Source organism: Stappia albiluteola, assembly GCF_014050225.1.
In the GTDB taxonomy this organism is placed as follows: Bacteria; Pseudomonadota; Alphaproteobacteria; order Rhizobiales; family Stappiaceae; genus Hongsoonwoonella; species Hongsoonwoonella albiluteola.
Genome location: NZ_JACFXV010000006.1, coordinates 70,503 through 88,647, shown reverse-complemented (window position 1 = coordinate 88,647; position 18,145 = coordinate 70,503). Strand labels below are relative to the sequence as shown.

Genomic DNA, 18,145 nt, shown 5'->3' with positions numbered 1-18,145 from the left:
TTCGATTCCACTCATACGGTCTGCTTTCCATTCGTTTGTGCTCGCGGCGATTCGACCTGCCCGCCGACACGGTGACCGAGTCGGATGATCGCGTCCGAGATATTCCGGGACGCGAGGCGGCCAGGGTCGAAGGTGACGGTAAGCGTCTTGGCCGCTGGATCGCCGCTCACGTCGAGGATACCGTCCTGCATCGTCAGGCCAGCAGTGAGCGTGTCGACACAACCCTGACAGTGGATACTCGGCACGGAAAACCCGATGGTTTCGCGCCCCTGCGGGCTTTTTGCCTGGGGTTTCGTCATGACAGCGTGCTCCTTAGTGTCCGGTACGGCGCGGCGGTCGAAGAGACGCCCACCGAAGGAGTTCGTGAGCACTGCGCTGACCGAAAGCGCCATCGCGATCATCGCCCAGGAGGGATGCACCAGACCTGTCGTCGCCAACGGCACGCCGATGCCGTTGAAGAAGAAGGCAAGCCACAGGTTCTGCACCGTCTTTCGATAGCTGATGGCGCCAATACCGATCGCTTCGCCAACAGCGCTTACGCGGGCGCCGATCAGAACGACGTCGGACGATTCGATGGCTATATCAGTGCCCGCACCGATGGCGATGCCCACGTCGGCCTGGGTCAGCGCGGGCGCATCGTTGATGCCGTCGCCGACCATGGCCACGCGGGCGCCCTTGGCTTGCAGATCGCGCACGATCCCCGCCTTGTCCTGCGGCAGGATCTCGGCATGGACAGTGTCAATGCCGGCCTGCCGCGCGATCGCCTCGGCGGTCAGGCGATTGTCGCCCGTCACCAGCAGGGGCGTGGCACCTTGTCTCTTGATCGCCGAAACGGCTTCGCATGCATCGGCTTTCAGTGTGTCCGCCAGCGTCAGCACGGCAGCCGGCCTGCCGTCCACCGCCAGGACGACAGCCGTATGCGCGCGGGCTTCCTGCTCTTGCAGCGCGGCTTCAGCGGTCTCCGTATCGACACCTTCGGCGCTGAGATGGCGCGCCGTGCCGACCAGCACCCGCGCGCCATCGACGCTGGCGGACACCCCACCGCCGGTCACTGAATGGAAATCTCTCGCCTCGGCCCCGACGATACCCTCCTCCCGGGCGCCGGCGGCGATCGCCTTGGCCAATGGGTGTTCGGAATGCTCCTCTGCGGCAGCGGAAAGCGAGAGGGCTTCTTCGCGGTCGAAGCCGTTCAGGGGAATGATCTTGACCAGGCGCGGCTTGCCCTCGGTCAGGGTACCGGTCTTGTCGAGCACGACATAGGTAATGTCCTTTAGGACCTGGAAGGCTTCGCCTGAACGAATGAGAATGCCGCGAGTCGCGGCAATACCGCCGCCCCGGATCAGCGCCAGCGGCGTCGCCATGCCAAGGGCGCAGGGATATCCCATGACCAGCACGGTGACGGCGGCATAGATGGCACGTACCCAATGCGGCTCGCGGCTCCAATCATCCGGGGCAAGGCCCCAGAACAGAAGCGCGGCGAGCGCGATCAGGAGAACCGTCGGCACATAGCGCTTCAGCACCTTGTCGACCAGCACCACGATGCCCGGCTTCATCGCCTTAGCTTCCTCGACATGGCGGGCGACCTGATGGAGGAAACTGTCCTCGCCGATGCGCGTGGTCTTAATAAGGAGCGCGCCGGTCTGATTGATCGACCCGCCGATGACGTCTGCGCCGATAGCCTTTTCAACGGGCATGGACTCCCCGGTGACGATCGCCTCATCCACGGCGCTTTCGCCCTCGACGACCGTGCCGTCCACCGGGATACGCTCACCAGGGCGCACGCGCACCTGATCGCCAACCGCAACATCCTCGATACCAACCTCGTATTCCCCGCCGTCACGGATGACATTCGCCGTCGCCGGCTGCATGGAGAGCAGTCGGCGCACGCTTTCTGACGCCTTTGTGCGCACCAGAAGCGAGACCCAGCCCGACAGCAGATGATAGGCAGTGAGAAAGACGACGACGCCGAAGAAATCGACCGCGGGGAAGCCGACAAAACCGTACCAGCCGAACCACGGCATGGGGGCGCCGAGCAGGCCGCCGGTATAGGCGCCGATGGCGCCGACGGAGAGCAGCACATGCTGGTTGGTGATACCGCGCTTGGCCGCACCCCAGGCCATGCGGATAATGCGTCGCCCGTTCCAAGTGAATACGAATGTGGCAATGGCCCAAGCGCTCCAGGCATGCCAGTCGCGCATCTGCCAGAGCCCCAGCCACATCGCGGCCATGGCCGCAAACAGGACAAGCGCCGCCAACGCCGCCATGGCGAGATCGGTCGCCTCCTGACGGATCGCCTTTCTCTGCTCCTCGAAGGCGCTCACCTTGCGCGGATCGCGGATCGTGAAGCCGAGATCGGTCAACGTACGCTTGATGCGGCCTTCGTCGGTTTCCTCCGGCGCGAAGCGGATCAGCACCTCTTCGTGGGCGAGCGACACGTGTGCCTCCCGCACGCCCTTGTCCCGCAGGAGCGCCGACGAGATCGAGTTTGCGCAGAACGAGCAGCTCATGCCGCCGATCTTGAGTTGCAGCGTACCGGCCCGCCCGGATGAAGGCTCTGTTGCGGCGACGGGCATGGTGTCACCTCGAGAGCTTGCCGATGAGCTCATCGGGCAAGAAGATATCGGTCCGGTCGTCGTCGCTCCGAATGGCCAGCATGTTGGCGAGGAACAAGGCGTCACTCGTGCGGAAGGCCGGATCGCCTACACGCCAACGGCCATCCTCGTAGATCACTTTGGAGGCGAAGACGGGCGCCGTTCCGGTTCGCTCCGCTTCAGAAAGCGCAGGATGGGCGAAGTGCTCGGGCAGCTCGTTTTCCAGATAGGGCTTTGCCACCAGCGGCAGCGGGCTCGCCTGCATGAGGCCGGAGCGGATGACGGCGTTCTCGAAGAAGCGCGGGAACAGCGTAGCCGCACTTGCTACTTCTTCACCCTTCCCGTGCCAACGCATGGCATCGAGCGCTGCCGTAACCGCGCCCGCCAGACGCGGCGTATAGATCATCGGCTCCTCTCCGCTGCGGAAAACCGAGGCCGCATCGTCCCACAGGGGCAGCAAACGACTGCGAAATATCCTTGCCGCTGCCTCTCCATAGCCGGGCTCGGCCAGCAGCCGCCCGGCCTCGGTCAGGCCATAGATCGCAAAGGCGATATCCTCGATCTCCGTCGCCTCACCTTGTTTCAGGGCTTCCACATGTTCACGGGCAAGCGTCAGCGCGTCCGCCCGTCCCTCATCGTCATCGATTGCGAACGCGAAGCGCCCGAGGGCCTCGACGGCGAGGCCGCGGTCGGCCGGCGTCTGCGGCGGCAGCTTTCGGACCGCCGCGAACGCATTGCGCAGAAGGCCGCGATAGCTATCGGCATCCGTCAGGTCGCGGTAGGCCGCGTGCCAATAGTCGTCGCGCCCGCTGGTGCCAGCCAGGATGATGTTGGACGCCGCCCACAGCACCGCGATCTGGTCGCGCGGCGAAGGCTCGCCGAAGGCGCCGTCAGCATGGAGCGGCACAAACAATCCGGCTGGACTGAGAAGCCGCCGCTCCAGCGTTTGCGCCTGCGCGCGCGCCTGCGGGATCATCATCAACCCGGCGAGCTTGTTGTCCGGCAGGTCGTGATATTGCAGGTGGAATTCAGGGCTGGCGATCTTGGCCATCGCCCAGGCCTGCGCGCCCGGGTCGAGCGTCCGGTCGAAGGAAGATTGCTTCCAGACCAGCGTCCGCGGTACGGCAATATCCGGCGAACCGGCAAAGCGGGGCTCCGCGCCGGCGTAGAGCGGGCCGACCGCCGCCATGTCCGGCATGGCAGGGCGCGTGACGTAGCCGGCGCGACGCAGCCATTCATCGCGCTCATAGGGCGAGATGATCAGCGCCTCGCCGAGGCCAGAGAACATCACCGCATTGGCGAGATTGGACAGGGCCGCGAAATAGACGGCCGGCCTGACATTGGTTTCGTCGTAGTGGAACGTTTCTCCCGCCCGCGCCTGGGCGGCGAGGAGGCCGGCTGCGGCGACGACGCCGGCGAAGGCCGGTGCGACGGCTCTTCCTGCAAAACCTACAACCATGGCTGCCTCCGATTTCTCGTGCCCCCCATGGAGAGCACGTTCGAGAGGCAGTTTGCGCTCCGTACCAAGATACAGAGTCAAGGGCCATTCGTGATGAATTCAGGCGGAGGTCGGCAGTGTGGCGAACACGCCGAGCCAGATCGACCACAGACCGAGGACAATGAGAAGAACGCCCGCCCAAAAGGGCATCCGCGCCGACAGGCCTGCCAGCTTGTCGAGCATCCGCCGCGCCGGCTCAAACGCCACCGCGGCAACCAGCGGCAGCGACAGGGCAAGCCCGAACACCGCCAGCGACACGAAGCCGCTGATGAGCGCCGAGCCGCTCGCCCCGCTGGTTGCCGCGAAGCCGAGCAGGACCAGGAGAAGCGGCGCGGCACAAGCGGGGATGTTGAGGCCGAAGATGACCCCCAGCCCGATCGAGCCGCCTGTGCCGTTCAATCCGGCCAGTCTCGGCCCGAGTGACCGCATCAGAAACCCGGCCCGGCCAGTGAGATAGAGGACACCTATTGCCCCATAGACGGTCCCAAGCGCGATCCAGGCGCCGCGCTGAAACCCGACAAATGCCGAGCCGACCAGAACCGCCGCCACACCAAGACTCCCGATGAATAGAGACCTCGTCGCCGCGAAAATCACCGTTTCGGCGAGCTTCTGCGTGTCCTGCCTGCCTTCCAGATACTTGATGAAGATCAGACTGGAACCGATCGAACAGGGTTCGATGAATCCGAACAGGCCAAGTCCCAACGGCAGGATGAGGAGATTGAACAGCCCGAATTCCATTATTCAAGAGGACCCCGTAATCGAATAGCCCACCCGGACGATCGCCTGCTTCAGCCGGTCCCCGTTTGTGGCCGCGGGATCGAAACGGATAGCGGCCTCCCGGCGACCGAACGAGACGTCCACCTCACTAACCCCCGGCTCGCTCAAGAGCACGGCTTCGACCGTGCGCGCGCAGCCGTCGCAATGCATTCCGTCGATCTTGAATGTCGTGCGCGTTGCCATATTGCCGGATCGGCTTTCCGAAGGCGTTGGGGTTACCGCCGTGCGCCGATGGCTCAATGCCTCCATGATCGTGCAGGCACTCAAGTCTCCACCTCCGGGACAAGTGGCGATCAGGGCGTCGAGCGCAGACCTGATTTCTTCGAGTTGGCCGATCTTGCGCTCGACCTCCCGACGCTTGGCGACCGCCTGCATGCGCACGTCGGCACAGTCCGCTTGCCTGTCCGTTTTCAGAGCCAGAAGCTCTTCGATCTCACGCAACGAAAAGCCAAGTTCCTGAGCCTGCCGGATGAAACGGATGCGCTCGACGGTCCCAAGATCATAGTCACGGTAGCCGCCGTCACGGGGTTTGGGCGGCTGCGCGATCAGCCCGCGCCGCTCGTAGAAACGGATGGTCTCCACACCCACGCCTGCCTTTTCGGCAGCACGGGCAATCGTCATCGGATTTGCCATGGCTCCTCACCTTTCAAGAAGATATAGACTCCGTACATTGGTACGGAGTCAACAAGTGAGAAGGCGAGCCGTTGCAACCTGACCAGACCGACGTCATTACCCCGCGCAGCAGGAAAGCTTTGCAACGTCCTTGCCAAAGCTTTGGGCCGCGAGTTTCAGCCCCTCGACGGTCGTGAGGTACGGGAAGACCGTTTCCCCGAGAGCCTTGGCCGTCATACCGTGCTTGATGGCGAGCACGGCGGTCTGGATGCTGTCGGCGCCTTCCGGCGCCAGGATTTGCGCGCCGAGCAAACGATCCGTGTCAGCGTCCGCGACCAGCTTGATGAGTCCGCGCACGTCACGCGCCGCAAGCGCCCGCGGCACTTGGTCGAGCGGCACCACCGAGGTCTTGGTTGCGAAGCCTTGCGCCTTCGCCTGGGCTTCTGAAAGCCCGACGCCAGCAACCTGCGGGTCGGTGAACACGACCCAGGGCATGGCCCTGTTGTCGTAAGCGAGGCTGTCGCCGTTCAACGCATTGAGCGCAGCGAGCTTTGCGCCATAGGCCGCCATGTAGACGAACTGGTCACGACCGGTAACATCGCCTGCGGCGTAGACGCCGGGTTTCGACGTTCGCATCCGCTCATCGACGACGATGCCGCCATTCGGGGAAAGCTTCACCCTCGCCTCCTCAAGCCCGAGACCGGCTGAATTGGGCCTGCGGCCGGTCGCGACGAGAACATGCTGCGCTGTGAGAAGCTCTGGCCTACCCTCGCGATCGATGGACAGTTCGACGCCATTCTCAACAGCCTTCATCGCCTGATAGGAGAGTCCGGTCAGGATCGAGATCCCGTCGTCCTCCAGGTAACGGGCCAGAGCGTCGGAGATTTCGGGCTCGGCCTCGGGCAGCAGGCGGCTGCGGGTGACGAGGGTGACCTTCGTTCCCACCCGGGCAAACATCTGCGCCAGTTCGCAGCCGATATAGCCGCCGCCGAGGACCATCAGCGAACGAGGCCGATTGGCGAGCTCCAGCGCCGTAGTACTGGTTAGGTAAGGGACACCGGCCATGCCGGGAATGTCCGGAACGCCCTGCAAGGACCCCGTCGCAACGACGATCTTGTCCGCCGCAATGGCGGCGCCGTTGACAACGACACCCCGGCCGTTCAGGCGCGCCGCGCCTTCGAGATAGGCGACGCCGTTATATTCGGGCAGCAGGTCGATATATTTCTTCTGCCTGAGCGTCCCGACCAGATCGTCCTTGGCGCCGATAAGCGCGCGCCAATCCGTCACATGCGCTTCGCCGGCAAGTCCGGGAAACCGGCCGGCAATGCGTGCACTGTGCAGCGCCTCGGCGGCACGTATCATGGTCTTGGACGGCACGCAGCCGACATTGACGCAGGTCCCCCCGATCGTGCCGTGACCGATCAGCGCGACATTCGCGCCTTGTTCGGCCGCTGTGATGGCGGCGGAGAAGCCGGCCGATCCTGCGCCTATAACGGCCAGGTCGTAGTTGTTCTTGCCCTTGTGGCTGTTCGCGCAGCAATCGGACATGTCAGGCGCTTTCCTTGTTCTGTTGGGTCTCGCTTGAGCAGCACGCCGCAGCACGCTGCCGCCGCCAAAGGCCGTAGGCGATCAAACCGAGGAAGATTGCGAGGACCGGGAAAAGCACATAGTCGATCCAGCCGAGCCAGGCCGATAGGCCGACGGCCCCAAGCAGAATCACGAGTACGGGCGTGAAGCAGCAGACTGCGGCGACAATCGAGCCGACGATCCCGGCTCTGAGGAACGTCGCGTCCTTCACCGGACTCAACCTCTTGCTGCCGCCGGATATCCCGCATTGGCCGAAGCGGCGGCGATCGCTTCAACGCTCGTCACAGACGGGTCAAACACCACGATCGCCGTTCTGGTATCGAAATCAACCTCGACTTGACTCACGCCTTCCACACCTTCCATCGCCTTTTTCACTGTCACGGGACAAAGCGCGCAGGTCATGCCCGGCACATCGAAGGTGGCGGTCCGTTCGGCCTCCGCCGCCTGCGCGGCCGAAACGAGAACGGACGAGGGAGCCGAAGCAATAAGGGGAAGGCCGGACACGCCGATGGCCATCAATCCCGCCGTAGCGATGAGAAGTCGTTTCATGTCAGTTCTCCTAGTAGAAAAACGGTGCCCAGCTGTCGATCGTCAACGCCAGGACGACCAGCACCGTTGAAAGCCAAAGGGCCGATTTGGTAATCAGGGCGGACTCGGGACGGGCGCAGTAGGACCCGTCCTCGCAGACCGGCTGGGCCTTGAAATAGACCTGCCGGAACCCAAGGCCGATGAAGACCAGCGCCACGCCGGCAAGGATCGGCTTGTAGGGCTCGAGCGCGGTGAGGTTGCCGATCCACGCGCCCGATACGCCGAGCATCAACAGTGCAAGCGGCGCGATGCAGCAGGTTGAAGCCAGAATCGCGCCGATGACACCACCGGCGGCAAACCATCCCTTCTTCCGATCTGCCAGCTGCGTCGGCGCATTTAACGCAACGATTTCGATTTTTGTCTCGCTCATACGGTTCGCCCTCGAATTTCAGTCCAAGGCAAGCTAGGGTCTGTAGCAACTACAGACTCAAGGAGAAAATCGAGCCATGGCCAATCACGTTTCCGGGAAGCGATTGCAGCGCGCCGAATTGGCGAGGCGCACGGGCTGCAATCTCGAAACCATCCGTTATTACGAGAAGACCGGCATGATGCCCGACCCGCCGCGCACGGCGTCCGGCTATCGCGTCTATGACGACACCCACGTCTCCCGGCTACGCTTCATCCTGCGCGCCCGCGAACTCGGCTTTTCCATCGAGCAGATCCGCTGCCTGCTCGACCTTGTCGATGGCGGCACGCAGACATGCGCCGAAGTGAAGGAACAAACCGAGCAGCACCTCGCCGATGTCCGCGCCAAGATCGCCGATCTCAAACGCATCGAGAAAGTATTGGCGGCGACCGCCGCGCAATGCTCCGGCGAGGACGTGCCGGAATGCCCGGTGCTGGAGGCGCTGGCATCGTGATGGCAACGCTCGCAATCTATGTCGGCGCGGCACTGGCGGAAATTGCCGGCTGTTTCGCCTTCTGGGCCTGGCTGCGTCTGGACCGCTCGCCACTCTGGCTCGTGCCGGGCACGGCCAGCCTTACTCTCTTTGCCTGGTTGCTGACGCGCATCGACAGCGATTTTGCCGGCCGCGCCTATGCGACCTACGGCGGCATCTACATCGGGGCGTCGCTCTTGTGGCTTTGGGTAGCGGAATCCCAAAGACCCGACCGCTGGGACGTGACAGGCGCCATCGTATGTCTCCTTGGTGCAGCGATCATCGTTTGGAGTCCGCGACCGAGCTGACATCCCCGGATGGCCGTCTCGAGGCTGCGGACACGCGGCAGCCACGCCGCGACAACTTAAGCCTTGACGGTCGATGCCCCGCCCGATGCGCGGGTGGCGGTGTGCCACACCAGAAAATGCAGCTCTTGCTTCGAATTACAGCTCCTGCTAAGTTGCAAATAATTCTCAATTGCAGGAACGTTGAATGTTCGAGATTTCCGATTGGCTGCGAACACGATTGAGCCGGCGTATGGTTCTGGGAGCGGGCCTTGCGGCCGCGGGTGGGTCCGCCGTCGCCGCGGTAGGCAGTGCACAAGAGGTCGCTCAACCTGGATATGCTGGCGGCAAGCCGCATCAAGGAATAGCCGGTTCAAGCCATCAATCCAGTCATGGCTCCAGCCACGGCGCGATGATGACAGTCGGCGATGTCGACGAGGCGAGGAACGGCTTCGACACGTTGAAAATGCTGACCGAGTGGGACACGGGAACGGTTTCCCGCCTCCCCGACGGACGCGTTCTGCGCACCTTCAAGATTGACGCCATCGACAAGGAAATCGAGATCGCGCCCGGCGTAATGTTCCCGGCCTGGACCTACAACGGCCGCGTTCCTGGCCCGGCGCTCAGGGCGACCGAAGGAGAGCGGTTGAGGATCGTCTTCCGCAATTTCGGCTCTCACCCTCATTCGATCCACTTCCACGGCATCCATTCGGCGCGCATGGACGGCGTCCCAGGCGCAGGCGTGATCGATCCAGGCGAAGAGTTCGTCTACGAGTTCGACGCCAAACCGTTCGGCTGCCATTTCTACCATTGCCATGCGCTGCCCTTGAAACGGCACATCCACAAAGGTCTTTACGGGTTGTTCGTGGTCGATCCCGATCCCGAGCGGCGCCCGGATCAGGCGCATGTCGCCCGCTCGCGTCTCCTCGGCACGCCGGAAAACGACGAGTGGCAGGAATTCGCCATGGTGATGAACGCCTTCGACACCAATTTCGACGACGAAAACGAGGTCTATGCGGTCAACACCGTGGCCCATACCTACATGAAACGGCCAATTCCTGTTCGGCGTGACAGGCCCGTGCGCATTTATCTCGTCAACGCCGTCGAGTTCGATCCGATCAATTCGTTCCACCTGCACGGCAATTTCTTCGACTATTACGACCACGGGACAAATCTGACACCGACGCTACGGACCGTAGACACGATCACCCAATGCCAGGCGCAACGCGGCATTCTCGAATTCTCTTTCAACGAGCACGAACCGGGCCTCTACATGTTCCATGCCCATCAGTCGGAATTTGCCGAACTCGGCTGGATGAGCTTTTTCGACGTCAAGGATGCCGTGGCATGAACGAAACCCGCCCCGTTCCCAAAGCAGGTTCGGTTCCGGTCGAGCAGGTGGGGTCACGCGCTGCCCTCATCTGGCTGCTTCTGCCGCTCGCCGTGCTGGTCCTTGCCGTAGCCTGGCTCGTTACAGCCAACCCGTTGAGCCGCTTCGACAACGGCGCGCCGCCGATAGAGAATTTGACATTCGAGCGCACCATCCTGTCCGAAGGCCGCGTCGATCTTCTCGTCCGCGCCGGCGGATCGGAGCCGATGACGATTGCTCAAGTGCAGGTTGACGGCGCCTATTGGCAGTTTGTGCAGGAACCCGCCGCCCCCCTCCGGCGTGGCGACACCGCATGGATTCGCTTGTCCTATCCATGGGTTCTCGGCGAGGCGCATGCGGTGCAAATCGTCACCAATACCGGCGCCACTTTCGTGCACGAGATCGCCGTTGCCGTGCCGACCCCGGTCGCGAATGTCGCTACGTTCTGGAGCCAGATGCTTCTGGGTGCCTTCGTCGGCATCGTGCCGGTCGCCATCGGATTGATGTTCTATCCAGCGCTGCGCGGCATCGGCCGCGGCGGCATGAATTTCCTTCTCGCGATGACGGTGGGCTTGCTGGTGTTCCTTATGATCGACGCCGGAGGGGAGGCATTCGAGCTTGCGGGTGAAGCCGCCGCCATTTTCCAGGGGCGGGTCATGGTCGTTCTGGCGGCGTGCGCTGCCTTCCTCATGCTCATGGCGGCCGGTCGCCGCGGGGGAACGCCATCCGGGCTGACGCTTGCGACGCTCATCGCATTGGGCATCGGCCTGCACAATCTCGGCGAGGGCCTTGCCATCGGCGCGGCCTTCGCGTCGGGAGCGGCCGGGCTCGGCACCTTCCTGGTGCTCGGCTTCACCATCCACAACATCACCGAGGGGATCGGCATCGCCGCCCCGATTCTCAAAGTGCGGCCGGCGCTATGGGTGTTTGCTGCGCTGGCGCTGCTTGCCGGCGGCCCGGCAGTTCTTGGGCTCTGGATCGGCAGCCTTGCCTATGCGCCCCAATGGTCGGCACTGGCGTTGGCGATCGGGGCAGGCGCGATCCTGCAGGTGGTAGTCGAAGTCACGTCCTACCTGATGAAGGCCGACGGACGCGGTGTTGTTGCACTCTCCTCCTGGCCAGTCCTTTCGGGCTTGGCCTTCGGCGTGGCGTTCATGTACGCAACGGCGATGCTGGTAAAAATCTGATCGAGCCTTCGAGCTGGAATGCACCCGGCTCACTCAACGGCCAGCCTCCTCGAAATGACGATCATGGGCCGAGCCATGCAGGTTGGCCCCGGCACTGGTGACGCGCCTACGCTCGCCCCCGTCTGCATCGGCGTGGCCGTGGAAACGATGTTGGGCGTCGCTCTCGAGACTATCAGGACAGTGACCTTGCACCACCGGATGACCGACGTGGCCGGAACGCCTCTGCCTGCCCAAGCGGCCATGACGAATGGCGCTAGGAACAAGCAGATCGGACTTGTCGTCGAAACGGCATTTCAGATGACGACGTTCCTTGGAATCAAAGAGCCTGGATCGCCATTCTCACAAATACCGGCGCGACCGTGCTCGCCACTCTGAACGCATTTAGCCATCGGAGATTTCATCCGGGACGGAAAGGCTGCGACAGGGTTGGTCAGCTGCGACTTTCAGCCAATCCGTCCGAGAAATGGAAAGGCGTCGAGCATCCAGTAGGAGAAGGCACTTAGCTGTCCCGTCATCATCGCCAGCCCCATCAGGATCATGACGACGCCCGCCGCCTGGTGAAGCCATCGACCGAACCGCCCAATAGACTTCAATCTGCCGGCGATCCTATCGGTGAAGCCCGCGACAATCAGAAATGGAATCCCGAGCCCGGCCGAATAGACGGCGAGCAGCACGACGCCTTCGCCTATCGTCGTGCTGGCTGCGCTGGCGGTGAGGATCGCGCCAAGGATCGGACCGATGCAGGGTGTCCAACCGAAACCAAACGCAAGGCCGAGAACATACGAGGCAACGGGCTGGCCGCCGGGAATGTTAACATGGAAGCGAAGGTCGCGTTCCATGACCGACAATCGTGCGGCACCAATCATAAAGAGCCCGAACAGGACGACGATCGCGCCTCCGACAAGGTTCAGTTCGTAGCGCCAACGCAGTAAAGCCTGACCCAGGGCCGACGCCGAGGCGCCGAGCGCCATGAAGATCGTCGAGAAGCCCAGGACGAACCAGAAGCTCAACCATACGGCGCGAGACGCAGGTGCCGAGGCGGTGACGCCCTGAGCGGCAGTGCGCCCGGCGACATAGGAGACGTAACCTGGCACCAGCGGCAGCACGCAGGGAGACACGAATGAAATCGCGCCGGCTAGGAGCGCTGCGGTGAGGCTGAAAAGCGAGACGTCTACCATTGGCGGTACTCGGGGTTGAAGATCCCGCGCAGCCGATATCGGGCGGCAGTCAGATAGGCCAGCGTCGGAACGATCACCCATTGCATCAGGGGCGTCAGCCCGGCATCGAGAACGGGAACCACTGGCATGATGTCGCGATAGGCCCAGGCAGCCCGGACGACGATGTTCAGCCATTCGCTGAATACCGTGTAGGACACGCCAAAAGCGATGGCGAGAAGGAGGACCTGCCCCGCGTGCGCAGCGGGCCAGGCCTGTCTGCCGACGAGAAAGAGGGAGAGAAGCAACGTACTCATGGCGATCAGCAAATCCCCGCCGGTACAGTGCACGATGGCGAAGGCGATCTCGCCCCAGCTGCCATCGACCCAGATGGTGTAGAGGGGAATATGGGCGGTCTCCCAGATCAGGTGACCTGCGGCTGAATAAGCCATATAGCGGCGGATGACCGGGAGCCAGCCGAGGTCTGGGACTTGGTAGGAATTTGCTTTTGTCGTCATGCCCTAAGCTTTGCCTTGATTCAGTGCTCGTTCGTCAGGCCGTTGACGTAGAGGAGCATGTTGATGTGACGGAAGGCGGCGCCATGGAAGATGCCTCCGTGGCGACCTCCGCGCGCAATCACATGGACGAGCGGGTCCTCCGGCCCATCCGGCGATAGCGCGCGAAACCGCTGGACGACGGTTTCGATCGGTTCCTGCGGACGTGCGACGACCACGTTTTTAGCGGAGTGCGCCGGCACCGGATTGTCTGCGTCGCTCACCACTACGAAGGTCACCAGGTTCACCATCGGCGACGCATTCACGTCGTCTATCACCTCTGACAGAAGCGCCTGCTGATTGACGCAGGGCATCCCGCAATCGGACGGAGCGAAACTGAGGACGATAACCTGATCCGAAAAGCTTTCCAGATTAACCGGCGCCCCGTGCGGGTCCCGCAGGTTCAGCGCAGGAATTTCATCCACATCGACCGCCTCGAAGGAAGGTTCCTTCTGCGCCATCACTTCGTCCAAGCGCTCTCCAGGATGATTTGCGTAGGCTGGAACAGCCGCAAGAAAGGCCATGAGCGCAAGAATGTGCTTCATGCCTAGTCTCCCTGTGGCCCGCTGGCGCCCGGCCCGAGCACCGGGACGGAAATCTGCATCGTCGCGCCCGATGCGAATGTCAGCGACAAGGGCAGAGTGGTGCCCTTTTCAAGTTTCTGCGACAGGTCCAACAGCATGAAGTGCATCCCGCCTGGCGCCAGCGTGACGGTTTTGCCTGGAAACATGTTCAACGCGTCGATCTCGACCATTCGGCTGACACCGGAAGCATCGGCCTTAACGGCGTGAATGGTGACGTGCCCAGCTACCGGTGACGCAATCCCTATCAATTGATCCTCCCGATCGCTCGCGAGAGTGAGGTAGGCTGCGGTTGGGCGCGACTCGAGAACGCTCGCCCGCGCCCAGCCGTCACGGACCGTGACGTCGGCCTGCGCCGAAATCGGCCAAAACGCCATCGCCGCCAAAAGTATGTAAGTTCTCATCCTGCTTGCTTCGTCCTCTATATTTTTTTGCGAATTTCTTCCGCCAATGCTTCCGACGATTGGCCGCCCTCCTGATAAACGGCCTCGAACGCACCGTCCGGACGCATGAGGTAGATATGCCCCGCATGTGCCATGAAATATCCGTCCGGGGCCGAGGCGTCATCGGAACGCTCGAACCACGTTCGGAAGTTCCGTGCGGCTTCGGCGGTTTGTGCCTCGGAGCCAGTCAAGCCGATTAGGCGCGGGTGGAATGCCGACACGTACTCCGCCATGACCGGCACCGTATCTCTGGCCGGATCGACCGTAATGAAAATCGGCGCCACCCGGTCCGCATTACCGCCGAGCCGATCCAGAACGCTCGCCATGTAGGCGAGCGTGGTAGGGCAGACATCCGGGCAATGGGTGAAGCCGAAGAACACCAGTTGCCAGCGATCGGAGTAGTCGGCCTGCGTAACCTGCCGGCCGGTATGATCGGTCAGAGTGAACTCCGATCGAACGTCGGCCTCCCCCGAATACCGAACTCCCGACTCTTCCCCTCCGAGGTATAAGTTAAGCCCGGTCACGAGCGCGAAACCGGCCAGCGCCAGAAATGCCATGCTCCATAAAGTCAGTCGAGCGAAACGCACGAGGGATCTCCATGCCTATGGCGCCGCAAGCATTCGCCAACGGCGTCTTGTCTCAACCCTTTTCGACGGCCGAGGGCGACTGTTGGACGCTGCCGGTCATTGCCTGCATCATCTCGGCGCAGGCTTCCATCATCGGCCCCATCTGCTGCATCATCAGCATCATGCCTCGCATTCCCGACATATTGCCGCCCATCATTTCTCCCGAGATGCCGGAGTTGCCATCCTTTATCGGTCCGAACGCCCCGTCGCTGTCCTGTGCAACTGCGACGGTAGCGACAGTGGTCGCCACGATTGCGGCGGCGCTAAGTGTCCTGAGACGCTTCATTTTCCGTTCCTTTTGATTTGTTTGCATTCAGTCCTTCGATTGGCTCGGTGGAACCATCGGACCCGTCGTGGTGTTGCAGGATTTGGATCCACCCATCATACAAAGGCCCAGCCCGCACATGACCGCGCATGGAGCGGCCGCCAAGATCAAGGGCGCCAGGCCAATTGCCGTCAGCCAACCCCAATTGAGGGCCATTCCGGCGCCAATCACGGTCATCGCGCAGAGGATCATTCCCCGGCGGCCAAACGGCAGCCGTCGCGAGCCGGCCCGATCCGCCGCTTGTGAGTTTGTTGCTTCCGACATCGTTCAGTTTCTCCTTTCGTCGATGAGTATCTGCATCTGGGTTATGACTTCGGGGCTGTCCCACTGCGCTGGCCCGACCAGACGGCCGCGTTCCTTCCCTTCCCGATCGATCAGGATCGTCGTCGGCAGGCCGAATGCACCAAGAGCGAACATCGCGCGCCTGCTATCGGCCAAATACATGCCGAGGTGGCGAATGCCGATCTCGTTGTAGAAGCGACGGACGACCGATATGCCTGCCCGGTCGATGGAAAGCGGCAGCACATGAAAATCCTCGCCGCCGAGCCGTGCCTGCAACGCATCGAGCGTCGGCATTTCCTCGCGGCATGGCACGCACCAGGTCGCCCAGATATTCAGCAGCACGACACGGCCGCGGAAGTCCTCCAGCGTGACCTCGCGGCCCTCGCCATCAAGGAAAGGCGGCGGCAGCAATTCGCGCGGCGTGTCGTGAAGAGGGATCAAAGGCCGGGCCAATGCCGGTCCGGCCAGGGTGGACGCCGCCAGCCCCGCCATGAACGATCGCCGGTTCATGTGCCGCCTCCCGCCTGCAGGCGCTGAACGAGCGGAAGGATATCCGCTTCCAGCGAGTGGCGGTTGAAGGGGCCGATATGCTTGTAGGCAATGCGGCCTTCGGCATCGATGACGAAGGTCTCCGGAAGGCCGTAGACGCCCCATTCAATAGCGACGCGGCCGGTCCGGTCCGCGCCGACCTTGGTGTATGGATCGCCAAGCTCTTCGAGAAAGGCGAGCGCTTCTTTCGCATTATCCTTGTAGTTGATTCCGAAGATCGTCACTTCGTTACTTTCCGCCAATTCATTGAGGAGCGGCATCTCGACCCGGCAAGGTACGCACCAGGAAGCCCAGACGTTGACGATCGAGACCTGTCCAATCAGATCCGCAGTGGAGAGCCCATCCGTCCGGCCTTCGATCGGTGGCAGATGAAATTGCGGTGCCGGCTTGCCGATGAGCGGCGAAGGCAGGCGGTCGGTCCTGTTGAAAAGTCCCCAGTACAACAGCCCGCCGATCAGGGCGAAGAAAACCAGGGGCGCCAAGGCGAACCAGGACAGTTTTGTAGGACTGCGGGAAATATCTGCCCTCATGATCGCCCTCCGTCTCTTGCCGAGACTTTTGCCTGGAACTCGCGCTGACGTTCCGGCCAGGTGCTCTTGATGTAGGCGAGCACGGCCGCGATCTCGGCATCGCTCAGCACGCCCTCGAAGGCCGGCATGTCGCTTTCGTAGCCCGGTACGACCGCACTGACGCCGCGCTGCGTAATGGTGAAGAGCTGGCGGTCCGCGTGGTGCCAGGTATGCCCGGTTTCGTTATGCGGTGGCGCCGGCATCCGGCCGTTCGGCAGGCGCCTCTGCCAGTCGGGCTGGCCCTCGAGCTTGCTCCCGTGGCAGGAGGCGCAGTTGGCGGCGTAGAGTTCCCGCCCGAGTCCGATCTGTTCCGGCGTGAGGGGTTCCCCGAGAAAGGTGACGCCTTCGGCCTTGGCCGTCGGACCGCCCGCTTGGGCGAGCGCGGCGACCGCGATCGCGGCGGTTATGCCCGCGCAGGCAAGAAGGAGAAAGCGAGGTTTCATTTGCTGTTCTCCCGCCAGTCGACGGCCCATGCCGCGATCAGGGCGAAGAGGACATGGCCGATCAGCGCGACCCAGGTGATCCCGGTGAACGCGAGGAACGGCGGATTTCCCGCCACGAGATGGGCCATGACATAGAGTGCGAAGATCCAAAGCAGCACACCGTAAATCGCCGCCGGGATGACCCAACCAAGGCTGGGTATCACCGCCCGCGCGATAGGGCGGCCGAGTAGTATCCAGCCGAGGGGATAGGCCACCATGCCCGCGAAGTAGTGCAGGAACTCGGCGCCCGGTCGATATGCTGCGCCGAACAGCACCTGGATTACGTTGTTGGCGAGAGGCACCGGCGCAAGATTGGCAAATCCGAGCATCGGGCTGAGGCTCTGGCCGAAGAAATCGAAGGCAACGGTGGCGCAGGCGCCGGCGAGCGCCATCGTCCACAATCCTTTGATTGTGAGAAATTCGGCGAAAGTGCTGCGGATCTCGGCGGAAATGCTGGATCCTATTTCGTCAGTCATCGTGGTGGTTCCTTGGATGCTTTGCTGGATGTGCCATCCATGCGCCATTTGAGCGCACGGAGGGCGCCATCACCCGCTTCTTGGCTTCTGGCTTCTTTCTCGGTTACGCCTAACTCCGAACAAACTTCGCCAACGCGAAGAGGCTTAGGATCAGGACGGCCACGAGGAGCACGAACAGCAAACCAACCCCGCCCATCATCAGCAGCATCATGGGGCTGCCCATCATTTCCCCCATGCACTCATTCATCGGAATAGACGGTGATGCCGCCCTCTCCGAAGGCATAGGTCTTGAGCGTGCCGGTTTTTACTCGCGCCATGCCCGGGGCGTTCGCAGGCATGCCCGGCAGGGTGATGCCCGTGATCTCGGGCCGTTCGTGCACCAGCCGTTCAATAATATCGGCGGGCACGAGACCGCTGACATAGTAGCCCTCGATCTCGGCGAGGTGGCAGCCGAGCCCTTGCTCGGGCACTCCGACCTCGATGGAGCGCTTGTCGAAGTTGGGGTCATCGATGCGGGTTACGGCGAAGCCGTTCTCTTCGAGGTAGTCGGCATAGGCGTCGCAGCATCCGCAGCCCGGATCTCGCCATATCGTGATCTGCTTCGCAGGGCCGCCCGGCGCGGGCGTCGTGTCTTTAGAGCTCTGCGCCCATGTCAGCGTCGTCAGGGCCGTCGCTCCAACCGCGGCACCGCCAATGAGACCCAATACGGTTCTTCTTTGCATCATTCTCTCCA

Annotated in this window: 23 protein-coding genes; 4 read left to right on the top strand and 19 right to left on the bottom strand. The window is 62.6% G+C overall.

Annotated elements, in window-relative coordinates:
- Positions 1-11: 11 nt before the first annotated feature.
- The 8 genes from H2509_RS00485 to H2509_RS00450 form a co-directional block, all read right to left on the bottom strand.
- Positions 12-2,573: a heavy metal translocating P-type ATPase gene (locus tag H2509_RS00485; RefSeq protein ID WP_182161185.1), complete on the bottom strand. Its 2,562-nt coding sequence runs from the start codon at positions 2,571-2,573 to the stop codon at positions 12-14.
- A gap of 4 nt (positions 2,574-2,577) precedes the next feature.
- Positions 2,578-4,050 carry a hypothetical protein gene (locus tag H2509_RS00480; protein WP_182161183.1) on the bottom strand — a complete coding sequence of 491 codons (1,473 nt, stop codon included), beginning with the start codon at positions 4,048-4,050 and terminating at the stop codon, positions 2,578-2,580.
- 99 nt (positions 4,051-4,149) lie between these two features.
- The gene (locus H2509_RS00475) at positions 4,150-4,827 is read right to left on the bottom strand and encodes a cytochrome c biogenesis protein CcdA (protein ID WP_182161181.1); all 678 of its coding nucleotides are present in this window, start codon (positions 4,825-4,827) and stop codon (positions 4,150-4,152) included.
- Positions 4,828-4,830: 3 nt separating this feature from the next.
- On the bottom strand, positions 4,831-5,499 hold the full coding sequence (locus H2509_RS00470; RefSeq protein WP_182161179.1) for a MerR family transcriptional regulator: 669 nt from the start codon (positions 5,497-5,499) through the stop codon (positions 4,831-4,833).
- 96 nt (positions 5,500-5,595) lie between these two features.
- Entirely contained in the window at positions 5,596-7,026 is a 1,431-nt protein-coding gene (gene merA, locus H2509_RS00465) for a mercury(II) reductase (protein WP_182161177.1), read from the bottom strand.
- 1 nt (position 7,027) lies between these two features.
- Entirely contained in the window at positions 7,028-7,276 is a 249-nt protein-coding gene (gene merF / locus H2509_RS00460) for a mercury resistance system transport protein MerF (RefSeq protein WP_182161174.1), read from the bottom strand.
- A gap of 5 nt (positions 7,277-7,281) precedes the next feature.
- Positions 7,282-7,581: a cation transporter gene (locus H2509_RS00455; RefSeq protein WP_235974569.1), complete on the bottom strand. Its 300-nt coding sequence runs from the start codon at positions 7,579-7,581 to the stop codon at positions 7,282-7,284.
- A 43-nt stretch (positions 7,582-7,624) separates the two neighbouring features.
- Positions 7,625-8,023, bottom strand: a complete 399-nt coding sequence (locus tag H2509_RS00450) for a mercuric transporter MerT family protein (RefSeq protein ID WP_182161170.1) — start codon at positions 8,021-8,023, stop codon at positions 7,625-7,627.
- Between the two features lie 76 nt (positions 8,024-8,099).
- On the opposite strand from H2509_RS00450, the gene H2509_RS00445 reads away from it, so the two are divergent.
- The 4 genes from H2509_RS00445 to H2509_RS00430 all read left to right on the top strand — a co-directional run bounded on the left by H2509_RS00445 (position 8,100) and on the right by H2509_RS00430 (position 11,371).
- Positions 8,100-8,513, top strand: a complete 414-nt coding sequence (locus H2509_RS00445) for a MerR family transcriptional regulator (protein ID WP_182161168.1) — start codon at positions 8,100-8,102, stop codon at positions 8,511-8,513.
- Positions 8,513-8,839 carry a YnfA family protein gene (locus tag H2509_RS00440; protein ID WP_182161166.1) on the top strand — a complete coding sequence of 109 codons (327 nt, stop codon included), beginning with the start codon at positions 8,513-8,515 and terminating at the stop codon, positions 8,837-8,839. Before H2509_RS00445 ends, H2509_RS00440 begins: the two co-directional genes overlap by 1 nt.
- 184 nt (positions 8,840-9,023) lie before the next feature.
- On the top strand, positions 9,024-10,166 hold the full coding sequence (locus H2509_RS00435; protein ID WP_182161164.1) for a multicopper oxidase domain-containing protein: 1,143 nt from the start codon (positions 9,024-9,026) through the stop codon (positions 10,164-10,166).
- On the top strand, positions 10,163-11,371 hold the full coding sequence (locus tag H2509_RS00430; protein ID WP_209001708.1) for a ZIP family metal transporter: 1,209 nt from the start codon (positions 10,163-10,165) through the stop codon (positions 11,369-11,371). Before H2509_RS00435 ends, H2509_RS00430 begins: the two co-directional genes overlap by 4 nt.
- A gap of 443 nt (positions 11,372-11,814) precedes the next feature.
- Here H2509_RS00430 and H2509_RS00425 read toward each other — a convergent pair whose 3' ends face one another.
- From H2509_RS00425 to H2509_RS00375, 11 genes are all read right to left on the bottom strand, one after another.
- Entirely contained in the window at positions 11,815-12,549 is a 735-nt protein-coding gene (locus tag H2509_RS00425; protein WP_182161153.1) for a cytochrome c biogenesis CcdA family protein, read from the bottom strand.
- Positions 12,543-13,043, bottom strand: a complete 501-nt coding sequence (locus H2509_RS00420; RefSeq protein ID WP_182161151.1) for a hypothetical protein — start codon at positions 13,041-13,043, stop codon at positions 12,543-12,545. The genes H2509_RS00425 and H2509_RS00420 overlap by 7 nt, the downstream gene beginning before the upstream one ends.
- 20 nt (positions 13,044-13,063) lie before the next feature.
- Positions 13,064-13,624, bottom strand: coding sequence for a thioredoxin domain-containing protein (locus tag H2509_RS00415; protein ID WP_182161149.1), 561 nt, complete (start codon positions 13,622-13,624; stop codon positions 13,064-13,066).
- Positions 13,625-13,626: 2 nt separating this feature from the next.
- Positions 13,627-14,064: a copper chaperone PCu(A)C gene (locus H2509_RS00410; protein ID WP_182161147.1), complete on the bottom strand. Its 438-nt coding sequence runs from the start codon at positions 14,062-14,064 to the stop codon at positions 13,627-13,629.
- Between the two features lie 17 nt (positions 14,065-14,081).
- The gene (locus H2509_RS00405) at positions 14,082-14,660 is read right to left on the bottom strand and encodes an SCO family protein (RefSeq protein ID WP_182161145.1); all 579 of its coding nucleotides are present in this window, start codon (positions 14,658-14,660) and stop codon (positions 14,082-14,084) included.
- Positions 14,661-14,742: 82 nt separating this feature from the next.
- The gene (locus H2509_RS00400; RefSeq protein WP_182161143.1) at positions 14,743-15,015 is read right to left on the bottom strand and encodes a hypothetical protein; all 273 of its coding nucleotides are present in this window, start codon (positions 15,013-15,015) and stop codon (positions 14,743-14,745) included.
- Between the two features lie 306 nt (positions 15,016-15,321).
- Complete coding sequence (locus H2509_RS00395) at positions 15,322-15,846, bottom strand: TlpA family protein disulfide reductase (RefSeq protein WP_182161141.1); 525 nt, start codon at positions 15,844-15,846, stop codon at positions 15,322-15,324.
- The gene (locus H2509_RS00390; RefSeq protein WP_182161139.1) at positions 15,843-16,415 is read right to left on the bottom strand and encodes a DsbE family thiol:disulfide interchange protein; all 573 of its coding nucleotides are present in this window, start codon (positions 16,413-16,415) and stop codon (positions 15,843-15,845) included. Before H2509_RS00390 ends, H2509_RS00395 begins: the two co-directional genes overlap by 4 nt.
- Positions 16,412-16,897: a c-type cytochrome gene (locus H2509_RS00385; RefSeq protein ID WP_182161137.1), complete on the bottom strand. Its 486-nt coding sequence runs from the start codon at positions 16,895-16,897 to the stop codon at positions 16,412-16,414. Before H2509_RS00385 ends, H2509_RS00390 begins: the two co-directional genes overlap by 4 nt.
- Complete coding sequence (locus H2509_RS00380) at positions 16,894-17,412, bottom strand: hypothetical protein (protein ID WP_209001707.1); 519 nt, start codon at positions 17,410-17,412, stop codon at positions 16,894-16,896. The genes H2509_RS00385 and H2509_RS00380 overlap by 4 nt, the downstream gene beginning before the upstream one ends.
- Positions 17,413-17,651: 239 nt before the next feature.
- Positions 17,652-18,137 (bottom strand): DUF411 domain-containing protein, encoded by a 486-nt coding sequence (locus H2509_RS00375; protein ID WP_235974568.1) that lies wholly within the window; start codon positions 18,135-18,137, stop codon positions 17,652-17,654.
- Positions 18,138-18,145: the final 8 nt, after the last annotated feature.

Coding starts and splice junctions, on each gene's coding strand:
- merA (WP_182161177.1), bottom strand. CDS start 7,026: ATGTCCGATTGCTGCGCGAACAGCCACAAGGGCAAGAACAACTACGAC.
- H2509_RS00390 (WP_182161139.1), bottom strand. CDS start 16,415: ATGAGGGCAGATATTTCCCGCAGTCCTACAAAACTGTCCTGGTTCGCC.
- H2509_RS00400 (WP_182161143.1), bottom strand. CDS start 15,015: ATGAAGCGTCTCAGGACACTTAGCGCCGCCGCAATCGTGGCGACCACT.
- H2509_RS00480 (WP_182161183.1), bottom strand. CDS start 4,050: ATGGTTGTAGGTTTTGCAGGAAGAGCCGTCGCACCGGCCTTCGCCGGC.
- H2509_RS00420 (WP_182161151.1), bottom strand. CDS start 13,043: ATGACGACAAAAGCAAATTCCTACCAAGTCCCAGACCTCGGCTGGCTC.
- H2509_RS00380 (WP_209001707.1), bottom strand. CDS start 17,412: ATGACTGACGAAATAGGATCCAGCATTTCCGCCGAGATCCGCAGCACT.
- H2509_RS00445 (WP_182161168.1), top strand. CDS start 8,100: ATGGCCAATCACGTTTCCGGGAAGCGATTGCAGCGCGCCGAATTGGCG.
- H2509_RS00450 (WP_182161170.1), bottom strand. CDS start 8,023: ATGAGCGAGACAAAAATCGAAATCGTTGCGTTAAATGCGCCGACGCAG.
- H2509_RS00440 (WP_182161166.1), top strand. CDS start 8,513: ATGGCAACGCTCGCAATCTATGTCGGCGCGGCACTGGCGGAAATTGCC.
- H2509_RS00455 (WP_235974569.1), bottom strand. CDS start 7,581: ATGGCCATCGGCGTGTCCGGCCTTCCCCTTATTGCTTCGGCTCCCTCG.
- H2509_RS00415 (WP_182161149.1), bottom strand. CDS start 13,624: ATGAAGCACATTCTTGCGCTCATGGCCTTTCTTGCGGCTGTTCCAGCC.
- H2509_RS00485 (WP_182161185.1), bottom strand. CDS start 2,573: ATGCCCGTCGCCGCAACAGAGCCTTCATCCGGGCGGGCCGGTACGCTG.
- H2509_RS00470 (WP_182161179.1), bottom strand. CDS start 5,499: ATGGCAAATCCGATGACGATTGCCCGTGCTGCCGAAAAGGCAGGCGTG.
- H2509_RS00410 (WP_182161147.1), bottom strand. CDS start 14,064: ATGAGAACTTACATACTTTTGGCGGCGATGGCGTTTTGGCCGATTTCG.
- H2509_RS00405 (WP_182161145.1), bottom strand. CDS start 14,660: ATGGCATTTCTGGCGCTGGCCGGTTTCGCGCTCGTGACCGGGCTTAAC.
- H2509_RS00475 (WP_182161181.1), bottom strand. CDS start 4,827: ATGGAATTCGGGCTGTTCAATCTCCTCATCCTGCCGTTGGGACTTGGC.
- H2509_RS00375 (WP_235974568.1), bottom strand. CDS start 18,137: ATGATGCAAAGAAGAACCGTATTGGGTCTCATTGGCGGTGCCGCGGTT.
- H2509_RS00430 (WP_209001708.1), top strand. CDS start 10,163: ATGAACGAAACCCGCCCCGTTCCCAAAGCAGGTTCGGTTCCGGTCGAG.
- H2509_RS00395 (WP_182161141.1), bottom strand. CDS start 15,846: ATGAACCGGCGATCGTTCATGGCGGGGCTGGCGGCGTCCACCCTGGCC.
- H2509_RS00435 (WP_182161164.1), top strand. CDS start 9,024: ATGTTCGAGATTTCCGATTGGCTGCGAACACGATTGAGCCGGCGTATG.
- H2509_RS00385 (WP_182161137.1), bottom strand. CDS start 16,897: ATGAAACCTCGCTTTCTCCTTCTTGCCTGCGCGGGCATAACCGCCGCG.
- H2509_RS00425 (WP_182161153.1), bottom strand. CDS start 12,549: ATGGTAGACGTCTCGCTTTTCAGCCTCACCGCAGCGCTCCTAGCCGGC.